The following is a 19,269-nucleotide window of genomic DNA, read 5'->3' as shown; positions in this document are numbered from 1 at the left end:
CTATAGGCCCGGCCAGCCACGCTTGCAACGCGACAGGCGGCGCGATAGCCAGAGGCCATGTTGTCAATCTTCGATCAGGGGGCGCCTGCGCCCTGCCCCACGCCTTTCAATCTGGCAGCTCATGTTCTGGGCTGCGCGGATCAAGCCCCGGAGAAAGTGGCTTTGTCAGTCTTGCGTGGAAACGATACGCAGGATTGGAGCTTTCGCAATCTGAAAACAGCCGTGCTGGGCACCGGCGCGGGGTTGCTGCGGGCAGGATTGAAACCCGGAGATATCGCCCTGATGCGGCTGGGCAATACGGTGGACTTCCCGATTGCCTATCTGGGTGCAATTGCCGTGGGTATCGTACCGGTGCCGACATCGTCGCAACTGACGGAACCCGAAACCGCCAAAATGATCGACGAGCTTTCTCCGGCGGCCATACTGCGCGATCCGGATGTTGCCTGTGCCTCGCATTCCAAGCAGATCAGGCTGGACGAGTTGAAAGCGATGCGAAACCTGCCCACGGCAGGTTTTGACATGGGCGATCCGGAACGTTTGGCCTATGTTGTCTACACCTCTGGAACTTCGGGCAAGCCTCGTGCCGTGGCCCATGCCCACCGGGCAATCTGGGCGCGGCAGATGATGGTCGATGGCTGGTATGGTCTGCGCGAGACCGACCGGCTGTGTCACGCGGGGGCTTTCAACTGGACCTATACGCTGGGCACTGGCTTGATGGACCCATGGACCATTGGTGCGACGGCCCTGATCCCGGAACCCGGAACCGAAATCACTGCGTTGCCTGCCTTACTGCGCCAGCATGGCGCAACGATCTTTGCTGCGGCTCCGGGGGTCTTTCGCAAGATAGTGCAAGGGCGCAATCGGATGGAGCTGCCAGACCTGCGCCACGGATTATGCGCGGGCGAGAAACTGTCGCGCGCCCTGCACGAACAGTGGCTGAATGCCACCGGCACCGAGCTGTTCGAAGCCTACGGCATGTCCGAATGCTCTACCTTCATTTCCTCCAGCCCGGACCATCCTGCGCGCTGCGACGCACTGGGACAACCGCAACCCGGGCGTCGAGTGGCGATCCTTGGTCCGGACGGTCCGGTGCCACAGGGGCAGGAAGGTACAATTGCCATTCACCGCTCTGACCCCGGGTTGATGCTGACCTATCTTAACGCACCCGAGGACGTTGAAACGCGGATGCAGGGTGAATGGTTTCTGACTGGCGATCAGGGGGCCATGGCAGTGGGTGGCCAGATCAGCTATCTGGGCCGCGACGACGACATGATGAACGCGGGTGGCTATCGCGTATCCCCGGTCGAGGTCGAAGCCGTTCTTGCCCGCTATTCGGGCATAACCCAAGTCGGCGCAGCGGCAGTCGAGGTCAAACCGGACACATTTGTGATAGCGGCCTTCTATACGGGCCCGGAAAAGCTGGACGATACGGCCTTGCGCACCTATGTCGAAGCCAACTTGGCGCGGTACAAACAGCCTCGCGCCTTCATCCATCTGCCCGCCCTGCCAACTGGCGGAAACGGCAAACTCCTGCGCCGGGCGCTGCCGGCCTATTTCGAGGCACCAACAAAATGACCCAGACCGTCAAGCTCGACATCCTGTCCGATCCGATCTGCCCGTGGTGCTATATTGGCAAAACCCATCTGGACAAAGCTCTGGCCAATGTGCCCGACCACCCCTTTTTCATTGAATGGCATCCGTTCCAGTTGAATCCTGACATGCCGGATGCGGGTATGGATCGGCGCGAGTATCTTGAGCGCAAGTTCGGCGGCAAGGACGGCGCGTTGCGCGCCTATGCGCCGGTGGTGGAACATGCCGAAAAGGCCGGTCTGAACATCAACTTCGAGGCCATGAAACGTACCCCCAACACGCTGGACGCCCATCGCCTGATCCACTGGGCAGGGATCGAGGGCAAGCAGAACGAGGTGGTGGATGCGCTGTTCGACGCCTATTTCGTGCAGGGCCGCGACATCGGCGACCACGAGGTGCTGGCCGACATCGCAGACAGCACCGGAATGGACGCAGCCGTGGTCATGAAGCTGCTGAAATCCGACGCCGACCGCGAGGATATCCGCAACCGCGATGCTCATTCTCGCGAAATGGGCGTCAGTTCGGTTCCGACCTTCATTGTCGCGAACCAACATGCGGTGCCGGGCGCGCAACCTCCTGAAATGTGGGAGAAAGTAATCGCTGAGATCATGTCTCAACTTGAGGCTTCCCCTGCAGAATAGCACAGAGGTCTGTGCAAATTTCCAGTCTGGCCTATGCCGACCCGCCGTGATAGCGCGAACGGGTTAGGAGTGCTTCATGGCCAATCGCATGTCGAAGGCGGAATTCATTGCGCTGATTGCAATGATGTTCGCCACCATCGCCTTTTCGATCGATTCTATGCTGCCTGCGCTGCCCGAGATCGGCGCGCAGCTCAGCCCCGATGACGTTAACCGTGCCCAACTTATCCTGACGTCTTTTGTCCTTGGAATGGGGATCGGCACTTTCTTTACCGGCCCTCTCTCTGACGCGATCGGACGAAAACCGGTCATTTACGGCGGCGCGGCTTTGTACATAGCAGCTTCTGCCGTCGCATGGGCCAGTTCTTCACTGGAGCTGGTATTGATTGCGCGCGTGGTTCAGGGGCTGGGCGCCGCAGGTCCGCGCGTGGTGGCCATGGCAATCATTCGCGACCTGTATTCGGGCCGCGAAATGGCGCGGATCATCTCGATCGCGATGATGATTTTCACGCTGGTACCCGCAGCCGCACCGATGTTGGGCGCAGGGGTAATCGCCCTTTTTGGCTGGCGCGGGATATTTGTGTCGTTCATTCTGTTTGCCCTGGTCGTCATTTCCTGGATGGGTGTTCGCCTGCCGGAATCTCTGGCCCGTGAAAACCGCCGTCCCTTCCGCATACCGCTGATGTTCTCGGCCACGAAGGAAATGTTTTCCCATCCGACCGTGCGCCTTTCGATCATGGTTCAGACCCTGTGCATGGGGGTGCTGTTCACCATGCTGACAATGGTTCAGCCAGTCTATGACGTGATCCATGACCGTGCCGACAGCTTTCCATTCTGGTTTGGGTTCGTGGCTTTGATGTCTGGGTCGGCCAGCTTGTTGAATGCAGCACTTGTGGTGCGTGTGGGCATGCGCCGGATGGTGACATGGGCGCTGGGGGGGCAAATCCTGATCACCGCTTTTGTTATGACGCTTAACACCATGCACCTTTCGCCGGACGCCTCATTTGCACTGTTTGTATTCTGGCAAACCATGGTGTTTTTCATGGCCGGGGTAACATTGGGCAACCTGAACGCCATCGCGATGGAGCCGATGGGGCATATTGCCGGAATGGCAGCCTCGGTCATCGGATCCATTTCGACGGTTTTGGCTGCGGCTATTGCCGCGCCGATCGGGTTGCTTTTCGATGGGTCCATCGCGCCTTTGACATTTGGCGTCTTGAGCATGTGCATTCTGGCCTTCGGGCTAATGCTGCATATGGGCCGCGTCGAAGAGCGTCTGCCAGCCTGATCTGTGCGACTCGTCAGAAACACGTTACTCTCGACCTGAACCGAGCGGAGGGCTTCTGATGCGTGAATACTATGATCTGGGCAGCTATTCCTGTCCGGTAACGACCTCGGTTCCCGAGGCTCAGCTGTGGTTCGACCGCGGCCTGAACTGGACCTATGGATACAATCACGAAGAAGCCGTGGTTTGTTTCCAGCGCGCAGCTGAACATGACCCCCAATGCGCCATGGCATATTGGGGCGTCGCCTACGCGGCGGGACCGAATTACAACCTGCCATGGGACTTGCAGGACGAGCAGGGACGCAGCAAGGCGCTGGCGCTGGCTTATGATGCCACGCAAAACGCACTTCAATTGGCTGACGGCTGCACGCCTGTTGAGCAGGCACTGATCCGGGCCCTTCCAGCGCGATACCCGCAGCGGGATCCGGCCGAGGACATGCACCTTTGGGATCACGATTTTGCCGAAGCGATGCGCGCGGCGTTCGCTGCGCACTCCGATCACCTTGACCTGCGCACACTCTTTGTCGAAGCGCTTTTGAACCTGACGCCCTGGAAAATGTGGGATCTGAAAACCGGCCAGCCTGCTGAAGGCGCCGCAACGCTTGAGGCTCAGGAAGTATTGGAAACAGCCATGGCCAGCGATCCGGCCGCCATGTCGCATCCCGGTCTGCTGCATCTTTATGTTCACCTGATGGAAATGTCGCCCACCCCGGAAAAAGCCCTGAAAGCCGGTGATGTCCTGCGCACATTGGTACCTGATGCAGGCCACCTCGTTCACATGCCGACACATATCGACGTCCTCTGCGGACACTACCACAACGTGGTGCATTGGAACGAAAAAGCCTCGGATGCCGATCTGAAGTATTACGAACGTGAGGGGGCGTTCAATATCTACACCGGCTACCGTCAACACAACTATCACTTCGCCATCTACGGCGCGCTGTTTCTGGGGCAAATCGAACCTGCCCTGCGCGCCAATCAGGGTTTGTGGGAAACGACGCCCGAAGAAATGCTTCGTATCGAAAGCCCCCCCATGGCGGATTACTTCGAAAGCTACATGTCCATGGGGCCGCACATCCTGATCCGCTTTGGTCGCTGGGAAGAGGCCAAGGCGCTGGAACTGCCCTCCGATCCGGATCTCTACCGTACCCTGACGGCCACGACCCACTACGCCCGCGCCATCGCACGTGCCGCAACCGGTGATGTCGCCCATGCCGAAGCGGAAGAGAACCTGTTTCTCGCAGCCAAGGAATGCGTTCCGGAAACGCGCAGGTTGCACAACAACCGCGTGATAGACCTGCTGGAAATTGCCCGGGAAATGCTGCGTGGTGAGATCGAGTACCGAAAGGGGAATTTCGAGATCGCTTTTGCCCATTTGCGCCGCTCGGTCGAGTTGGATGACACCCTGCCATATGACGAGCCCTGGGGCTGGATGCAGCCCACCCGCCACGCGCTTGGCGCATTGCTGTTCGAACAAGGTCATACGGCAGAAGCAGAGGCTGTCTATCGCGAAGATCTTGGCCTTGGTGGCTCGCTCAGCCGCGCTTCGATCCATCCCGACAACGTTTGGAGCCTGAAGGGGCTGTACGATTGTCTCAAAGCCCGGGGGGAAGATGTTGAAATCCTACAGGTCAAACAACGCCTGGATCTGGCTCTGGCCCGGGCAGATCGGGCGGTTGCAGCGTCCTGTTTCTGCGCGCAGGCCGCAATGCGTGAATGAGGCGTGTTGGATCGCGCTGCCGCGCGATGCCTCCGGCGGGGGTACTTTCAGCCAGATGAAGCTGGGATCCCCTGTTCATCTTGCCGCAATGATCTCGGCCGAGACGCACTGCATGCGGCAGGGGCAAAGCCCACATCCCACAGCTTAACCTACCTTGGCCTTTTTCTTTTCCGCGACCACTTTTTCAGCAAGGTCGCGGGCAATCGCAAAGGCCCCTTTGATCTTGTCGCTGTCTTTCTTCCAATCCCGGCGCACGACGATCTTGTTATCCTTGACCTTGGCCATGCCGCGCTGGTTTTGAATGAACTCGACCAAACCTTCTGGTGATGCGAACTTGTCATTGTGGAACTGGATCGTCGCCCCTTTCGGGCCGCCGTCCAGCTTGGCAATGCCCGCCCGTTTGCACATGGCTTTGATGCGCACGACCAGCATCAGAGTGTTAACCTCTTTCGGCAACTTGCCAAAACGGTCGATCAACTCCGCAGCAAAACCCTCCAGTTCAACCTTGGTCGAGAGCGATGACAGGCGGCGGTAAAGGCCCAGACGAACATCGAGATCGGGTACGTAATCCTCGGGAATCAGAACCGGCACACCCAGATTGATCTGCGGGGCCCACTGGTCATCAGCATCCGACAGCCCCTCCATTTCACCCGCTTTGATCTTGGCAATCGCCTCTTCCAGCATGGATTGATAAAGTTCATAGCCGACGTCACGCATCTGGCCGGACTGCTCTTCACCCAGCAGGTTCCCCGCGCCGCGAATGTCGAGATCCTGAGAAGCCAGCGTAAACCCGGCGCCCAACGTGTCCAGCGATCCCAGGACACGCAGGCGTTTCTCGGCCGTGGCGGTCAGCTTCTGGCGTGGTTTGGTGGTCAGATAGGCATAGGCACGAGTTTTCGAGCGCCCAACGCGACCCCTGATCTGATAGAGCTGCGCAAGGCCGAACATATCCGCGCGGTGCACAACCATCGTGTTCGCCGTTGGAATATCCAGCCCGCTTTCGACAATCGTTGTAGCCAGCAGCACATCGTATTTACCGTCATAAAACGCGTTCATGCGATCATCGAGCTCACCGGCTGCCATTTGCCCATGTGCAACCACATAGGTCAGTTCCGGCAGCTGCTCTTTCAAAAACTCCTCGATCTCGGGCAGGTCCGAGATGCGGGGAACGACGTAGAAGCTTTGGCCGCCACGATAGTGTTCGCGCAGAAGCGCCTCTCGGATCGTGACCGCGTCGAATTCGCTGACATAGGTTCTGATTGCCAAACGGTCGATTGGCGGGGTGCCAATGATCGACAGGTCGCGCACCCCGGTCAGCGACAATTGCAGCGTTCGTGGAATCGGGGTCGCGGTCAGTGTAAGTACATGGATGTCACTGCGCAGTTGTTTCAGCCGTTCCTTATGGCTGACACCGAAATGCTGTTCCTCGTCGATGATCAGCAGACCCAGATTGTTAAACCTTATGTTCTTGGCCAGCAGCGCATGGGTCCCGATCACGATATCCACCGTACCGCGCGCCAAACCGTCGCGGGTTTTCTGGGCCTCTTTCGCCAAGACAAAGCGCGACAATTGCCGAACCTCCAGAGGAAACCCACGGAACCGTTCCCTGAAGCTTGCTGCGTGCTGGCGGGCCAGCAGTGTTGTTGGTGCCACGACCGCCACCTGCACGCCGGACATGGCGGCGACAAAGGCGGCGCGCATTGCCACCTCGGTCTTGCCAAAGCCGACGTCACCGCAGATCAGCCGGTCCATCGGCGCGCCGGAGTGCATGTCCTCCATCACATCCGAGATCGCGCTCAACTGGTCGTCGGTTTCCTGATATGGGAAACGGGCGCTGAACTCTTCCCATGCATGAGGAGGTGGGTCCATTACCGGAGCTTTTCGCAAGGCACGTTCAGCCGCGATGCGGATCAGCTTGTCGGCCATCTCGCGGATGCGTTCTTTCAGCTTGGCTTTCTTGGCCTGCCATGCGCCGCCGCCAAGTCGATCCAGGAGACCTTCGTCATGGCCGTATTTCGACAGCAGTTCGATGTTTTCGACCGGCAGGTACAGCTTTGCCTGCTCGGCATATTCCAGCAGCAGACATTCATGGGCGGCACCGGCGGCCGTGACGACCTCCATCCCCATGTAACGACCGATCCCGTGGTCAACATGCACCACCAGATCACCGGGGCTGAGGGATTGGGTCTCGGTCAGGAAATTTTCGGCCTTGCGGCGCTTCTTGGGTTGGCGGATCAGCCTGTCGCCCAGAACATCCTGTTCGGCGATCACCGTCAGGTCGGGGGCCTCAAAACCGTGCTCCAGCGCCCAGACGGCAAGGTGCAAGCCGCGCTTTCCGATACGCGTGCCATTTGTTATCGGAATCGCCTCGGCCAGACCTTCATCCTCGATCAAGCCAGTCAGACGTTCGCGCGCACCTTCCGAATAGGACGCAATCAGCACCGGACCTTTGTCGAGCCTAGCTGCAATGTGGCTGGCCAAAGCACCGAACAGGCTGATGCTTTCCTGCTGACGTTCGGGGGCAAAGTTGCGCCCGATCCGCCCGCCCGCATCGATGACACCCGGGCCCGACGCCTGCGGCAAGGGGCTGAATTGCATGACACGCCGATCTCCGACGGCCGCCTCCCACGCGGCATCATCGAGATACAGCAGGCCCGGAGGTGTGGGTTTGTAGACCGTATCCATACGGGATCGGTTTTCCAGCGCCAGTCGCCGGGTTTCATATTGATCGGCAATCGTGTCCCATCGGGCCAGTCTGGCCGGTGTAACCTGATCATCGACAGTGATCGTGGCATCCGGCAAATAATCAAACAGCGTTTCAAGCTTGTCGTGGAAGAATGGCAGCCAATGTTCGATGCCCTGATGTTTGCGACCGGCGCTTACAGCCTCGTAAAGCGGATCATCGGTGCCGGCAGCGCCGAATTCAATGCGATAGTTCTGGCGGAACCGTGTGATGGCCGCGTCATCCAGAATGACCTCGGACACCGGAGCAAGTTCGACCACGTCCAGCTTTTCGGTCGTGCGCTGAGACACGGGATCAAAACGGCGCGCGCCGTCCAGTACATCTCCGAACAAGTCCAGACGGACAGGGCCCGATTCACCCGGCGGGAAGATGTCGATGATACCGCCGCGAATGGCATAATCGCCCGGCTCCATCACGGTGGGGCTTTGCGTGAACCCCATGCGCACCAGGAAGTTGCGCAGCGCGGTCTCGTCAATGCGCTGATCGACGCGGGCGGTAAAAGCCGCCTCGCGCAACACGTCTCGCGCCGGGACGCGTTGGGTAGCCGCATTCAATGTCGTCAACAACACGAATTTCTGCGGCATCTGGTGAACCAGCGCAGCCAGCGTGGCAACGCGGGCCGCCGAGATATCCGCATTGGGGGACACCCGGTCATAAGGCAGACAATCCCAACCAGGAAACACGAAGACCGGCATGTCGGGGGCAAAGAAAGCCAGCGCAGCGCGCATCGCCTCCATCCGCTTGTCATCTCGCGCGACATGGGCCACCGGCCCGTTGCTGCGGGCGATTTCGTTCAGCACAAGCTGCGCGTCAAACCCTTCAGGGGCGCCGCCAACTGTCACGTGGTTCGGAGCCTTCATCGCCTCGCCTTTCAGATTTTGCTATCCCAGAACGCCAATCGAGATGTTCTGATACATGCCCCAGAACGAAGTGACCAGTATCGAGATCATGCCTATGATCTGGGTATAAAGCCGACAGCGCGCAATGGTTTTCGAAACGGAGTCGAGCGTCAGTTCCTGCCGCCGCAATCGTCGTGCATGCACGATGTTCACCAGCAGAACAAGCGTTAATGGAAACAAAAGCAGAAACACGGCCTGTGCGAACTCGACCCCATAGTAGAACCCCAGCGTCGCCAAGCCGGTAAACAAAAAACACCCAAATGCCAGTAAGATGGTGCCGGACATGTCGACGATCAACAGTATTCGGTTGGTATGTATGCGAACGATGTCCAGAAGGTCGATCTCGACCTGCCCGCCAATGCGTCGGGCACGAACCACCAGATCGTAGGGAATACCCATCACCCAGTGGCTTGCCGATGACCAGACAACCGCCAGCACGATCCAGAACCAGAGATTCGAGAAGCTGCGCATGTCGATGACTTCAAAGATCGAAGAGTACCAGTCCAAACCCAACCCTTTATTCAAACCTCTCAGAGAGGTTCTGCCACGCTGCCGCGTCCATTGATACCCTTGAGACCTTTGTGAATTCATGCCACCCAATGCACGAATGTTCAAGGAGAACGCGCCATGAAACCGACCATTGCACCCTATCCTATGACCCGCTTTCGGCGTGCCCGTCAATCTCAGGCAATTCGCGGGCTTGTGCGCGAGAACACCTTGACCACGGATGACCTGATCTGGCCCGTTTTCGTACGCGACGGTGAAGGGATTGAAGAGCCCGTACCCTCGATGCCGGGCGTGGTCCGCCGTTCGGTGGATCTGATTGCAAAAGCGGCCATCGAAGCGCAGGCGCTTGGAATCCCCGCGATATGCATCTTTCCCTATACGGATTCTGCGCTGAAAACAGAAGACTGCGCCGAGGCCTGGAACCCTGACAACCTGTCGAACCGGGCCATCCGGGCGATCAAGGCGGCAGCCCCTGACATCGCGGTGATGACAGACGTGGCGCTGGACCCGTACAATATAAATGGTCATGACGGATACGTCGTCGACGGCGAGATCGTGAATGATCAGACCATCGAAGCGCTGGTCAAGATGACCCTTGCCCAGGCCGACGCCGGAGCCGACATCATCGGGCCGTCGGACATGATGGACGGCCGGATCGGGGAGATGCGCCGCGCATTGGAAGGCGCCGGGCATCACAACGTGATGATCCTCAGCTATGCCGCGAAATACGCCAGCGCTTTTTACGGCCCCTTCCGCGACGCCGTCGGCGCGTCAGGCGCGCTGACCGGTGACAAGAAAACCTACCAGATGGATCCTGCCAACTCGGACGAGGCGTTGCGCCTGATCGAGCGTGACCTGACCGAGGGCGCGGACATGGTGATGATCAAACCCGGAATGCCCTATCTGGATATCTGTCGTCGTGTGAAAGACAGTTTCGGCGCACCCACCTATGCCTACCAGGTCTCGGGCGAATACGCGATGATCCAGGCTGCCGCCCAGAATGGCTGGATCGACGGAGAAAAGGCGATGCTTGAAAGCCTGCTGGCCTTCAAGCGCGCAGGATGCGATGGCATTCTGACCTATTTCTCACCTCAGGTTGCCCGCATCCTGCAAGGCTAAAACCCCGAAGAGTCGCAACTTTTCGCCGACAAATCCCCTTCAGCGGGCAGCTTTCCCGTGACACATCGCCCTAATCGGCGTATCCTTGCCAGCAAGATCGGGATCACCCGACATATCAGGCACAGTTACAGAGAAAAAAACCATGAGCAGTTCCAACTCCCCCCGACTGAACCGTCGCGGCTTTGCCTTGGGCATGGCAGGCCTGACCCTGACCGCTGCCTGCGGCAACGGCGTCGGCAATTCTAACTCGGCCACGATCGACGCCCGCGTCGATGCCACGCTGACCGAGATGTACAGCCGATACCCCAACACCGTGGAAATCGCAAACAAAGCCAACGGCTTGCTTGTCATGCCATTGATCACCGAGGCGGGGTTTGTATTCGGCGGCGGCTATGGCCGCGGCGCGTTACGTATCAACGGCGCTACAGTCGATTACTACTCGGCCGTCAAAGGCACCGCCGGATTGCAGATCGGCGCTCAGCAATATGCGCATGTGCTGTTCTTCATGACAGAAGATGCGCTGAATGATTTCCGTCGCTCAAGCGGTTGGACCGCCGGGGCCGACATCGGATATGTGGTCAGCGATCAGGGCGACTCGTTGTCGACCGACACCACGACTCTGCGCAGCCCTGTTCTGGCCGCGATCTTCGGGCAAGCTGGCCTTCAGATCGGCGCAACCGTCGAAGGAACGAAATACACCCGCATCATTCCATAACCCGGATTACCACTTCCCCCACACACGGCCCCGTCGCAGCGCAACACTGCGGCGGGGCATTTAATTTCAACCCTCCCCGCGCAGGTTCTTGCCGCGTTCCTCTTTCGGTCAGACCGACCATCCTCTAATCTCAGACCAACGTTCACTTAATAAGAATCTGGGGCAGTAATGGGTCTTGTTTTCCGCTGGCTGGTGCGCATCGCGTCGGGTCTGATCATCCTGATCCTCGCCGCTATGGGCCTTGTCTATTTTCTGGCCAGCCAATCCCTGCCGGACTATGACCAAACGCTTGAGGTTAACGGTTTGACCGCCCCGGTCGAAATCGTACGCGACACCGCCAACGTGCCACATATTCTGGGCCAGACCGATCCCGATGTGTTTTTTGGATTGGGATATGCCCATGCACAGGATCGACTGTGGCAGATGACGGTCATGCGCCGTACCGCGCAAGGCCGTCTGTCCGAGGTTTTTGGCCCGCGCACGCTTCACATCGACAAGCTGCTGCGCAGATTGGACCTTTATGGGCTGGCTCACCGCTCGGTCGAGGTGCAGGACGATTATACCAAGGCCGCCTTGCGTGCCTATTCCGCCGGGGTCAATGCCCGTCTGACCGAGATCAACGAAGAGGCGCTGGGTCGCGGCGCGCCCGAGATGTTCCTGTTCAACGCTCCGGTCTCACCCTGGCAACCGGGTGACAGTATCGCGATGATCAAGCTGATGGCGCTGCAACTGTCAGGCCACCTGACCGATGAAGTTCTGCGTGCGCGCACGTCGCTGATGCTGAACAACCCCGATCGTCTGGCGGATATCCTGCCCGACGTTCCCGGACCCGGCATCGCGGCGTTGCCGGAATATGCCACGCTGTTCCCAAATCTTCCGCGTTATGCGGCGGGAACGGATATTCCCGAAACACATCTTTCACCCCTTCCCAAACGTGGTCTGGCCGGAGCGTCAAACGCTTGGACCGCCGCGCCGTCACGTTCTGCAAGTGGCGGGACTCTGTTGGCCAACGACCCTCATTTGGGTTTCACTGCTCCCGGGATTTGGTACCTGGCGCATCTCGATCTGAAAAAAGGCAGTGTCATCGGGGCCTCGATCCCGGGTGTGCCCGCCATCATGACAGGACGCAGCGACCGGTTGGGATGGGGACTTACATCCTCGTATCTTGACGATCAGGACGTTCATATCGAGCAGCTCAATCCTGACAACCCCGAGGAATACCTGACCCCGACCGGCTTCAAGGAATTCCAGACCCGCCCTTCGATCATAGAGATCAAGGGTGAGGCTCCGGTTACGCTGACCCTGCGTTGGACGGACAATGGGCCGGTGCTGCCGGGCACGGACTACAAGCTGGAAACCATCACGCCGCCGGGCCACGTGGCATCTCTGTCCTGGACGGCGCTCAGCCCGCAAGACACGTCGATGTCGGCGTCCATGGCTCTGATGAACGCCGACAACGTGGAACAGGCCATCGCGGTCGGTGAACAGTTCATCGCGCCTTCTCAGAATCTGTCGCTGGTCGACAAGACGACGATTGGGATGAAGCTGATCGGCGCCATGCCACGGCGTGATCTGCAAAACCAAAGCCGTGGGCGTATCCCATCGCCCGGCTGGATCGAAGCCAATCGCTGGCAAGGCCGCCTGCCCTATGCCGACAACCCGGAATTCGTGGCCCCCGTCGGCGGTGTTCTTGGCAACACGAACAACAAGATCATCGACCGCCCGTTTCCGGAGCACGTCTCGTATGAATGGGGTGATACGCAGCGCGTGCATCGCTGGGAACGCCTGATGCAATCGCGCGAGGTGCATACCCGCGACAGTTTTATCGAAGCGCAATTGGACACGGTCAGCTTTACTGCGCGGTCCCTGCTGCCGCTGATCGGTGCCGATCTGTGGTTTACCGGGGCTTCGGCCCCTGAAGGAACTCTGGAGCGTCAGCGCCAGATCGCGCTGTCGCTGCTGGCGGACTGGAACGGTGAGATGAACGAACACCTGCCCGAGCCGTTGATCTATGCGGCCTGGCTGCGTGCGCTGCAAATCCGGCTGATCTCGGACGAGCTTGGGCCACTGGCCAGCGAATACAAACATGTCGAACCGCTGTTCATCGAGCGGGTCTATCGCGAAATTGACGGCGCTGGTGTCTGGTGCGACGTGATTCAAAGCGCACCGGTTGAGACTTGCACGGAAATGGCACGGCTCGCGCTGGACGACGCGCTGATCTGGATCTCCGAACGATATGGCAGCGCGCTTGAATCTCTGCGTTGGGGCGACGCGCATCAGGCAACTCATGATCATCCCGTGCTGGGATCCGCCCCCATATTGCGGTTTTTTGTTAACATTCACCAATCGACCAGTGGCGGCGACAACACGCTGCTGCGAGGCCGCACGTCGGGCGAAGGGCCGGATCCGTTCCAGAATGTGCACGGCGCCGGGTATCGCGGGGTTTATGACTTCGCCGACCCCAACAGCTCGGTCTTCATTACGGCGACCGGGCAATCGGGTCATTTCCTGTCACGCTACTATGACGATCAGGCGCAGCTGTGGCGGCGTGGCGAATACATCCCCATGTCACTGGATCTTGATCTGGCCCGCGCCGCGGCTGTCGGAACAACCAATCTGATCCCGCGATAATCCGCCTATTCGGCAAGTCCCCGCCCCGATTTTCCACGCCTCGTGGCGCCCAAGGTCAAATTCCCCTAACATTATCGGACTGATTATGTGGGACCAAAGGGGGACGAGTATGGCCAGTATTCGGGATGTCCTAAATAATCTTGCGCGCGACTACGCAATCGCATGGAGCTCTGGCGACGCTGACGCAGTTGCCGGTTTCTTTGCACGTGACGGACAGATCACCTTCAACGATAGCGAACCAGCCAAAGGACGCGAAGCAATCGCCAACCTGGTGCGCGAAACTTACGCCAGTTTTCCGGATCTGGAAGTGCGCTGTGACATGATGCGATGGGCCGGAACTCGTGCCATTTTCGTCTGGACGCGCGAAGGGCACCACGCCGAGACCGGCAATCACGTTGTCACGCGTGGATGGGAGGAATGGGAACTGACGCCGGACTACCTTGTACAATCATCAACAGGCTGGTTCGACGCGGATGACTATCAACGACAGATAGACGGAGCCTGACCTACCCCCCGTTGGATGCGCTTTCTATCCTGTAGTGTCGCGGTATCCCCTGAGTGACCCGAGCCCATTCAGATGCCTGCGCCCTCGCCTGATGCGCATCGAACGCTTGCTGATCTGCAAACACTTCTGACACGTCGAACCGACCCGGCCTGCTCTGATCCTCGATCACGTCGAACGAAATGCAGCCCTCTTCCGCGCGGGTCAGTTTTACATGGTCCGGCAACGTCGCGCGCACCTCTTCCAGCCGGTCCGCAGGCACATCGATATGGCCGTTCAGGAACACTCTGTGGTCCGGCTTGTCAGACATATCCAGCTCCAACGCTAATTCTTCAGCGTCTCGAACTGAGCCGCTTGTTTCTCGGTCCACAGAACGGTGATACGAAACCCGTCTTCGGTTTGTTCTTCGTTGCGTACAACATCCTGACGGAACAGCCAGGCCCGCTTGTTACCGTCAGCGAAAGACAGGTCCAGAACTGCCTCACGCCTTGCACCTTGCAGACGCATCGCGATCTCGGACAGCAAAGGTGCGATCCCTTCGCCGGTTACAGCAGAAATGGCAAAAATCTCAGGATCTCGTTCCGCGCGAGCCAGCGTCGCCTCGCGCTCATCGGCGCTCAGCAAGTCTATCTTGTTCCAGACCTCAAGCCGGGGCCGCTCGTCGTCGACACCCAGCGAGGTCAGGATCGCCTCGACATCCTGCGCCTGCGCCTCCGTTTCCTCATGGCTGATATCACGCACATGGACGATCAGATCGGCCCCCAAGACCTCTTCCAGCGTCGCCCGGAAGGCCGCCACAAGCTCGGTCGGAAGGTTCGAGATAAAGCCCACCGTGTCTGACAGGATCACTTCGGGACCATCGGGCAATTGCACGCGGCGCATGGTTGGATCCAGTGTGGCAAACAGCATGTCCTTGGCCATCACCTCGGCCCCGGTCAGGTGATTGAACAGCGTGGATTTGCCTGCGTTTGTGTAGCCCACGAGTGCGACGATTGGATACGGCACCTTGGCCCGGGCGGCCCGGTGCAATGTCCGGGTCTTGACCACCTTCTGCAACTGACGCCGCAAACGCACCAGTTGCTCGTCAATGGCACGACGGTCGGCTTCGATTTGGGTTTCACCGGGTCCGCCGACAAATCCCAAACCACCGCGCTGACGTTCAAGGTGGGTCCAGGCCCGTACAAGCCGCGTCCGCTGATAGCTGAGCGCCGCCATCTCGACCTGCAACACCCCTTCCCGCGTGCGGGCTCGGTCGCTGAAAATCTCAAGGATCAACCCGGTCCGGTCGAGGATCTTGACCTTCCATGCCTTTTCCAGATTGCGCTGCTGCACCGGTGTCACCGGCCCGTCGATCAGAACCAGCTCAACTTCGTTGTCGTGAAAACGCTCGCCAAGTTCTTCAATCTTGCCGCTGCCGAACAAATACCCGGCCTGCGCGCGTTGAAGTCGCACGATTTCGGATCCGATCACATCCAGATCGGGCAATGCAGCGGCCAGTGCGACCGCCTCTTCCAGCGCCGGTTCAGGGACACGGCGCTGTTCATCTGATTTGATTTCGGGATGCAGCACCCAGGCCCGGGTGCGCATCCGGTCATGTTCCATCAAGAGGCGTCTTCGCCCTCATACAGATTGATCGGCTGCGACGGCATGATGGTCGAAATCGCGTGTTTGTATACCAACTGCGACTGTCCGTCGCGGCGCAACAATACGCAAAAATTGTCGAACCAGGTAATAACACCCTGCAATTTCACGCCGTTGATCAGGAAAATCGTGACCGGAACCTTAGCTTTCCGTACATTGTTCAGGAAGGCATCCTGAAGATTCTGTCTGTCCGAAGCCATATTTTTATAATCTCGCCATTGTTCTTGCTACGCGCTGCGGACCAACGCGCTCCCTCCGGCAGAGTATGGAGTGCTACGCACAGATATTCCAGATGAAAAATCAGGCGTTAGCGACCGCAAGTTGCACCCGGCTCAATCCCGCCAAAGCGACGGGGTGATCAGGGCAATAATCGCCAGCGTTTCCAGGCGACCTACGACCATCGCCGCGCACAACGTCAGTTTGGCACCAGCGGAGAGGTCGATCAGGCGAATTGGAACGTCCGTGGCCAGGTCGATCAATGGTCCCGTCGTGCTGAGCGTGGCAACGCTGAGCACCATGGCCTGTTCGAACCCGGACCCCATCGCCGCCAGCAGAAGGTTGAACACGGCAAGGGTCAGTGCAAAGAGCATCAGGAAGATCCAGGCGATGAACGCCCCGTCGCTTTGAATGCGACGGTTTCCGCCCCCTGCACTGCTGATGGACGAAGGATAGATCAGGCGATCAATCTCACGCGCGCCATTCAGATACAGGGCGAAGACCCGTAACAGTTTGACCCCCCCGGCCGTTGTCGCAACCCCGCCGCCGATCAATGCCAGCCCCATCAATAGCAAACCAGGCGTTCCCAAACCTGACAGTTGCTGAGCGTCGTTCCAGTTCGCGCTCTCGAATCCGGCTGTTGTCAGGAAGGCGAGAGTGGTGAACAGCATCCCCCAGATGACTTGCAACGCTTGCAATGGTTCCAGTTGCCCACCGATTTCTGTCACGCCCGCAACAACGCGGAAGAACAACAGGATCGCGACAGCAAGTACAATCATCAGGCCAATACGAAATTCTGGGTCCGCATCCAGACGGGAATAACCCGTTGTGGCTGTATCCTTTGAAAAAGTCAGGCGCGAGAGCGCGAAGAACAGGAACAGGAACAGAATGGCCTCGCCCGTAAAACCGGCCTGCGCCCCCTCCATCCCACCGACCGGTGAGATGCCGGACGTGGCCATAACTGCCATTGCATGACACACAGCCGTCAGACCGACTTCGCCAGCAATCAGCAGAAGAACCCAGATCACGGCAGTCAGCCCGACATAAACCGGTGTCAGGGTCTTCGCGACACGGATCAGACGACCACGCGGATCCACGCGTTCGCTTTGCGCCACACCCGACACCGGGCGCCCCGGTTGCCCACTGGCAGTGACCTCGAACCCGCCAAGCGACAGTGGCGCAAGGATCGCGGCGGCAGCGATCCACATCAGCAAGCCCCCCATCCAACCGACCATGGCGCGCCACAAATGCAGCGGGGCCGACAGTCGGGCCGGGTCAGGAAACAGGTCCGCCCCGGTGGTTGTCAGGGCACTGACCATATCGAAATAGGCGTTCAGGAAGATGGTCGTTCCAAGTGCATCGTGAAACGGGATCGCAAGAAAAATGGGCAGGAGGGTAAAACAGGCCAGCATCACCGCCAACTGCCCCAACGTCCCGCGCCGGGGTATGCGGTTGGAGGACGCCATCGCGATCGTAGCGACCAGAAACAAACCCAGAATCCCGGAATACAGAAAGGACCGTGACGTGTCGTGATCGTCCAGTGCCAGCGCGTAAATCGCTGGAATCCACATGGCCAGTGACGCTATGCCCCAGATCAGCAGAAATAACGGCAACCGCCGCAACAAACCAACCCGTTGTGTCCTCGCATGCGCCATCAGAAGAAATCGATTGAAACCTGCATCAGGCGTTCAACCTCTGGCACGTCCTTGGCCATGGCAAAGATTGCAACCACGTCCTTTTCATCGATCCGCAGGCTGCCGGTCGGTCGCAGAACGTCGTCTCCCTTGCGCACCGCGCCCACAAGCACACCCTCGGGGAAGTCGATATCGCGCAGACGTTGCCCGGCCATAGGCGAGCTCGACAGAACCTCGGCCTCGATCACCTCAGCCTCGGCGTCCCCGATTGAATAGACCTGACGCACCCGCCCATGGCGGATGTGTCGCAGGATTGAGCTGACGGTTGTCGCCCGCGGATTGATATAAGCATCGATCCCCAGAGGCCCCATCAGGGCCACCATGCTGGGGTCGTTGATCAACGCAATCGCCAGAGCACACCCTTCGGCCTTGGCCCGCACTGCGGCCAGCATGTTCGTGCGGTCGTCATCCGTAACCGCCAACATCGCATCGGCCCGCTCGATCCCTGCTTCGCTCAGCAACCCCGCATCCAGCCCGTCGCCATGCAACACAATCGTCCGTTCCAGAGCTTCGGCGGCGAGTTCAGCGCAATGGCGGTCGCGTTCGATGATCTTGGCCCGCACACGGCTTTCGCGTTCTTCCAGGGTTCTGGCCACTTCCAGCCCGACATTTCCGCCGCCCACGATCACCACACGATCCTGCCGCTTCTGCGCCTTGCCAAACACCTCCATAGTGCGATCCACGTCCTTGACGTTGGTAAAGACATAACACTCGTCGCCCACAAACAGCTGATCTTCCGACTCGGGGGCAAACAGCGTACCTTCGCGCCTCACCCCAACCACAATGGAACTGAGGGTCGAGAACAGATCCGTAAGCTGCCGCAACGGTGTGTTTATGATCGGGCAATCCTCTTCCACCCGCACTCCCAGCAGCTGCGCCTTGCCATCCATGAAAATCTCGGTGTCAAAGGCGGATGGGGCAGACAGGCGGCGCATGGCGGCGGCGGCAACTTCGCGTTCGGGACTGATCACCACATCAATCGGCAGATGATCACGACGGTAGAGATCCGAGTGAATCGCCTCTAGATAGGATTTCGACCGCAGGCGCGCAATCTTGCGCTGGATCGAAAAGACCGAGTGCGCCATCTGGCAGGTGACCATGTTCACCTCGTCCGAATGGGTGGCGGCAATGATCATGTCGGCGTCACGCGCCCCTGCCCGTTCCAGCACGTCCGGGTAACTTGCAAACCCGGCGATCCCCTGCACATCCAGCGTTTCCGTCGCCCGCCTTACGAGGTCGGGATTGTTGTCCACGACGGTAACATCGTTCAGCTCGCCCGAAAGATGCCGCGCGATCTGCCAGCCAACCTGACCCGCACCGCAAATAATGACCTTCATGCTTCTGGCCCTTCTGCCTGAAGGGATTGAAT

Annotated in this window: 15 protein-coding genes; 8 read left to right on the top strand and 7 right to left on the bottom strand. The window is 59.1% G+C overall.

What is annotated here, in order from left to right:
- Nucleotides 1–57 precede the first annotated feature (57 nt).
- From AC2FEB_RS06420 to AC2FEB_RS06405, 4 genes are all read left to right on the top strand, one after another.
- Nucleotides 58–1,575 carry a class I adenylate-forming enzyme family protein gene (locus AC2FEB_RS06420; RefSeq protein ID WP_496676464.1) on the top strand — a complete coding sequence of 506 codons (1,518 nt, stop codon included), beginning with the start codon at nucleotides 58–60 and terminating at the stop codon, nucleotides 1,573–1,575.
- Nucleotides 1,572–2,231: a DsbA family oxidoreductase gene (locus AC2FEB_RS06415; RefSeq protein ID WP_496676466.1), complete on the top strand. Its 660-nt coding sequence runs from the start codon at nucleotides 1,572–1,574 to the stop codon at nucleotides 2,229–2,231. The genes AC2FEB_RS06420 and AC2FEB_RS06415 overlap by 4 nt, the downstream gene beginning before the upstream one ends.
- 76 nt (nucleotides 2,232–2,307) lie before the next feature.
- On the top strand, nucleotides 2,308–3,516 hold the full coding sequence (locus AC2FEB_RS06410) for a multidrug effflux MFS transporter (protein WP_299637229.1): 1,209 nt from the start codon (nucleotides 2,308–2,310) through the stop codon (nucleotides 3,514–3,516).
- Between the two features lie 58 nt (nucleotides 3,517–3,574).
- Complete coding sequence (locus AC2FEB_RS06405; RefSeq protein WP_496676470.1) at nucleotides 3,575–5,233, top strand: tetratricopeptide repeat protein; 1,659 nt, start codon at nucleotides 3,575–3,577, stop codon at nucleotides 5,231–5,233.
- A 144-nt stretch (nucleotides 5,234–5,377) separates the two neighbouring features.
- Here AC2FEB_RS06405 and mfd read toward each other — a convergent pair whose 3' ends face one another.
- Both mfd and AC2FEB_RS06395 read right to left on the bottom strand, forming a co-directional pair.
- Complete coding sequence (gene mfd / locus AC2FEB_RS06400; protein WP_496676472.1) at nucleotides 5,378–8,836, bottom strand: transcription-repair coupling factor; 3,459 nt, start codon at nucleotides 8,834–8,836, stop codon at nucleotides 5,378–5,380.
- Nucleotides 8,837–8,857: 21 nt separating this feature from the next.
- Nucleotides 8,858–9,382, bottom strand: coding sequence for a component of SufBCD complex (locus AC2FEB_RS06395; RefSeq protein ID WP_496676474.1), 525 nt, complete (start codon nucleotides 9,380–9,382; stop codon nucleotides 8,858–8,860).
- 120 nt (nucleotides 9,383–9,502) lie between these two features.
- On the opposite strand from AC2FEB_RS06395, the gene hemB reads away from it, so the two are divergent.
- The 4 genes from hemB (at nucleotide 9,503) to AC2FEB_RS06375 (ending at nucleotide 14,352) form a co-directional block, all read left to right on the top strand.
- Nucleotides 9,503–10,501 carry a porphobilinogen synthase gene (hemB, locus tag AC2FEB_RS06390; protein WP_299893725.1) on the top strand — a complete coding sequence of 333 codons (999 nt, stop codon included), beginning with the start codon at nucleotides 9,503–9,505 and terminating at the stop codon, nucleotides 10,499–10,501.
- A gap of 142 nt (nucleotides 10,502–10,643) precedes the next feature.
- A complete protein-coding gene (locus tag AC2FEB_RS06385) occupies nucleotides 10,644–11,216 on the top strand; it encodes a lipid-binding SYLF domain-containing protein (protein ID WP_117868788.1) in 573 nt (190 codons plus the stop codon).
- 168 nt (nucleotides 11,217–11,384) lie between these two features.
- Nucleotides 11,385–13,847 carry a penicillin acylase family protein gene (locus tag AC2FEB_RS06380; RefSeq protein ID WP_496883915.1) on the top strand — a complete coding sequence of 821 codons (2,463 nt, stop codon included), beginning with the start codon at nucleotides 11,385–11,387 and terminating at the stop codon, nucleotides 13,845–13,847.
- 109 nt (nucleotides 13,848–13,956) lie between these two features.
- Entirely contained in the window at nucleotides 13,957–14,352 is a 396-nt protein-coding gene (locus AC2FEB_RS06375) for an SgcJ/EcaC family oxidoreductase (protein WP_496676480.1), read from the top strand.
- A 1-nt stretch (nucleotide 14,353) separates the two neighbouring features.
- Here the strand turns inward: AC2FEB_RS06375 and AC2FEB_RS06370 are convergent, their stop codons facing one another.
- From AC2FEB_RS06370 to trkA, 5 genes are all read right to left on the bottom strand, one after another.
- Nucleotides 14,354–14,659: a putative quinol monooxygenase gene (locus AC2FEB_RS06370; RefSeq protein ID WP_496676483.1), complete on the bottom strand. Its 306-nt coding sequence runs from the start codon at nucleotides 14,657–14,659 to the stop codon at nucleotides 14,354–14,356.
- Nucleotides 14,660–14,673: 14 nt separating this feature from the next.
- Nucleotides 14,674–15,951, bottom strand: a complete 1,278-nt coding sequence (hflX, locus tag AC2FEB_RS06365; protein ID WP_496883914.1) for a GTPase HflX — start codon at nucleotides 15,949–15,951, stop codon at nucleotides 14,674–14,676.
- Nucleotides 15,951–16,190, bottom strand: coding sequence for an RNA chaperone Hfq (gene hfq, locus AC2FEB_RS06360; RefSeq protein ID WP_005982826.1), 240 nt, complete (start codon nucleotides 16,188–16,190; stop codon nucleotides 15,951–15,953). Before hfq ends, hflX begins: the two co-directional genes overlap by 1 nt.
- Nucleotides 16,191–16,322: 132 nt before the next feature.
- Nucleotides 16,323–17,861, bottom strand: a complete 1,539-nt coding sequence (locus AC2FEB_RS06355) for a TrkH family potassium uptake protein (protein ID WP_117868784.1) — start codon at nucleotides 17,859–17,861, stop codon at nucleotides 16,323–16,325.
- Nucleotides 17,861–19,237, bottom strand: coding sequence for a Trk system potassium transporter TrkA (gene trkA, locus AC2FEB_RS06350; RefSeq protein WP_496883913.1), 1,377 nt, complete (start codon nucleotides 19,235–19,237; stop codon nucleotides 17,861–17,863). The genes AC2FEB_RS06355 and trkA overlap by 1 nt, the downstream gene beginning before the upstream one ends.
- Between the last annotated feature and the right edge of the window lie 32 nt (nucleotides 19,238–19,269).

The sequence above is a fragment of the Ruegeria sp. YTSC106 genome (assembly GCF_059609765.1).
This window is presented reverse-complemented; position numbering and strand designations above follow the sequence as displayed.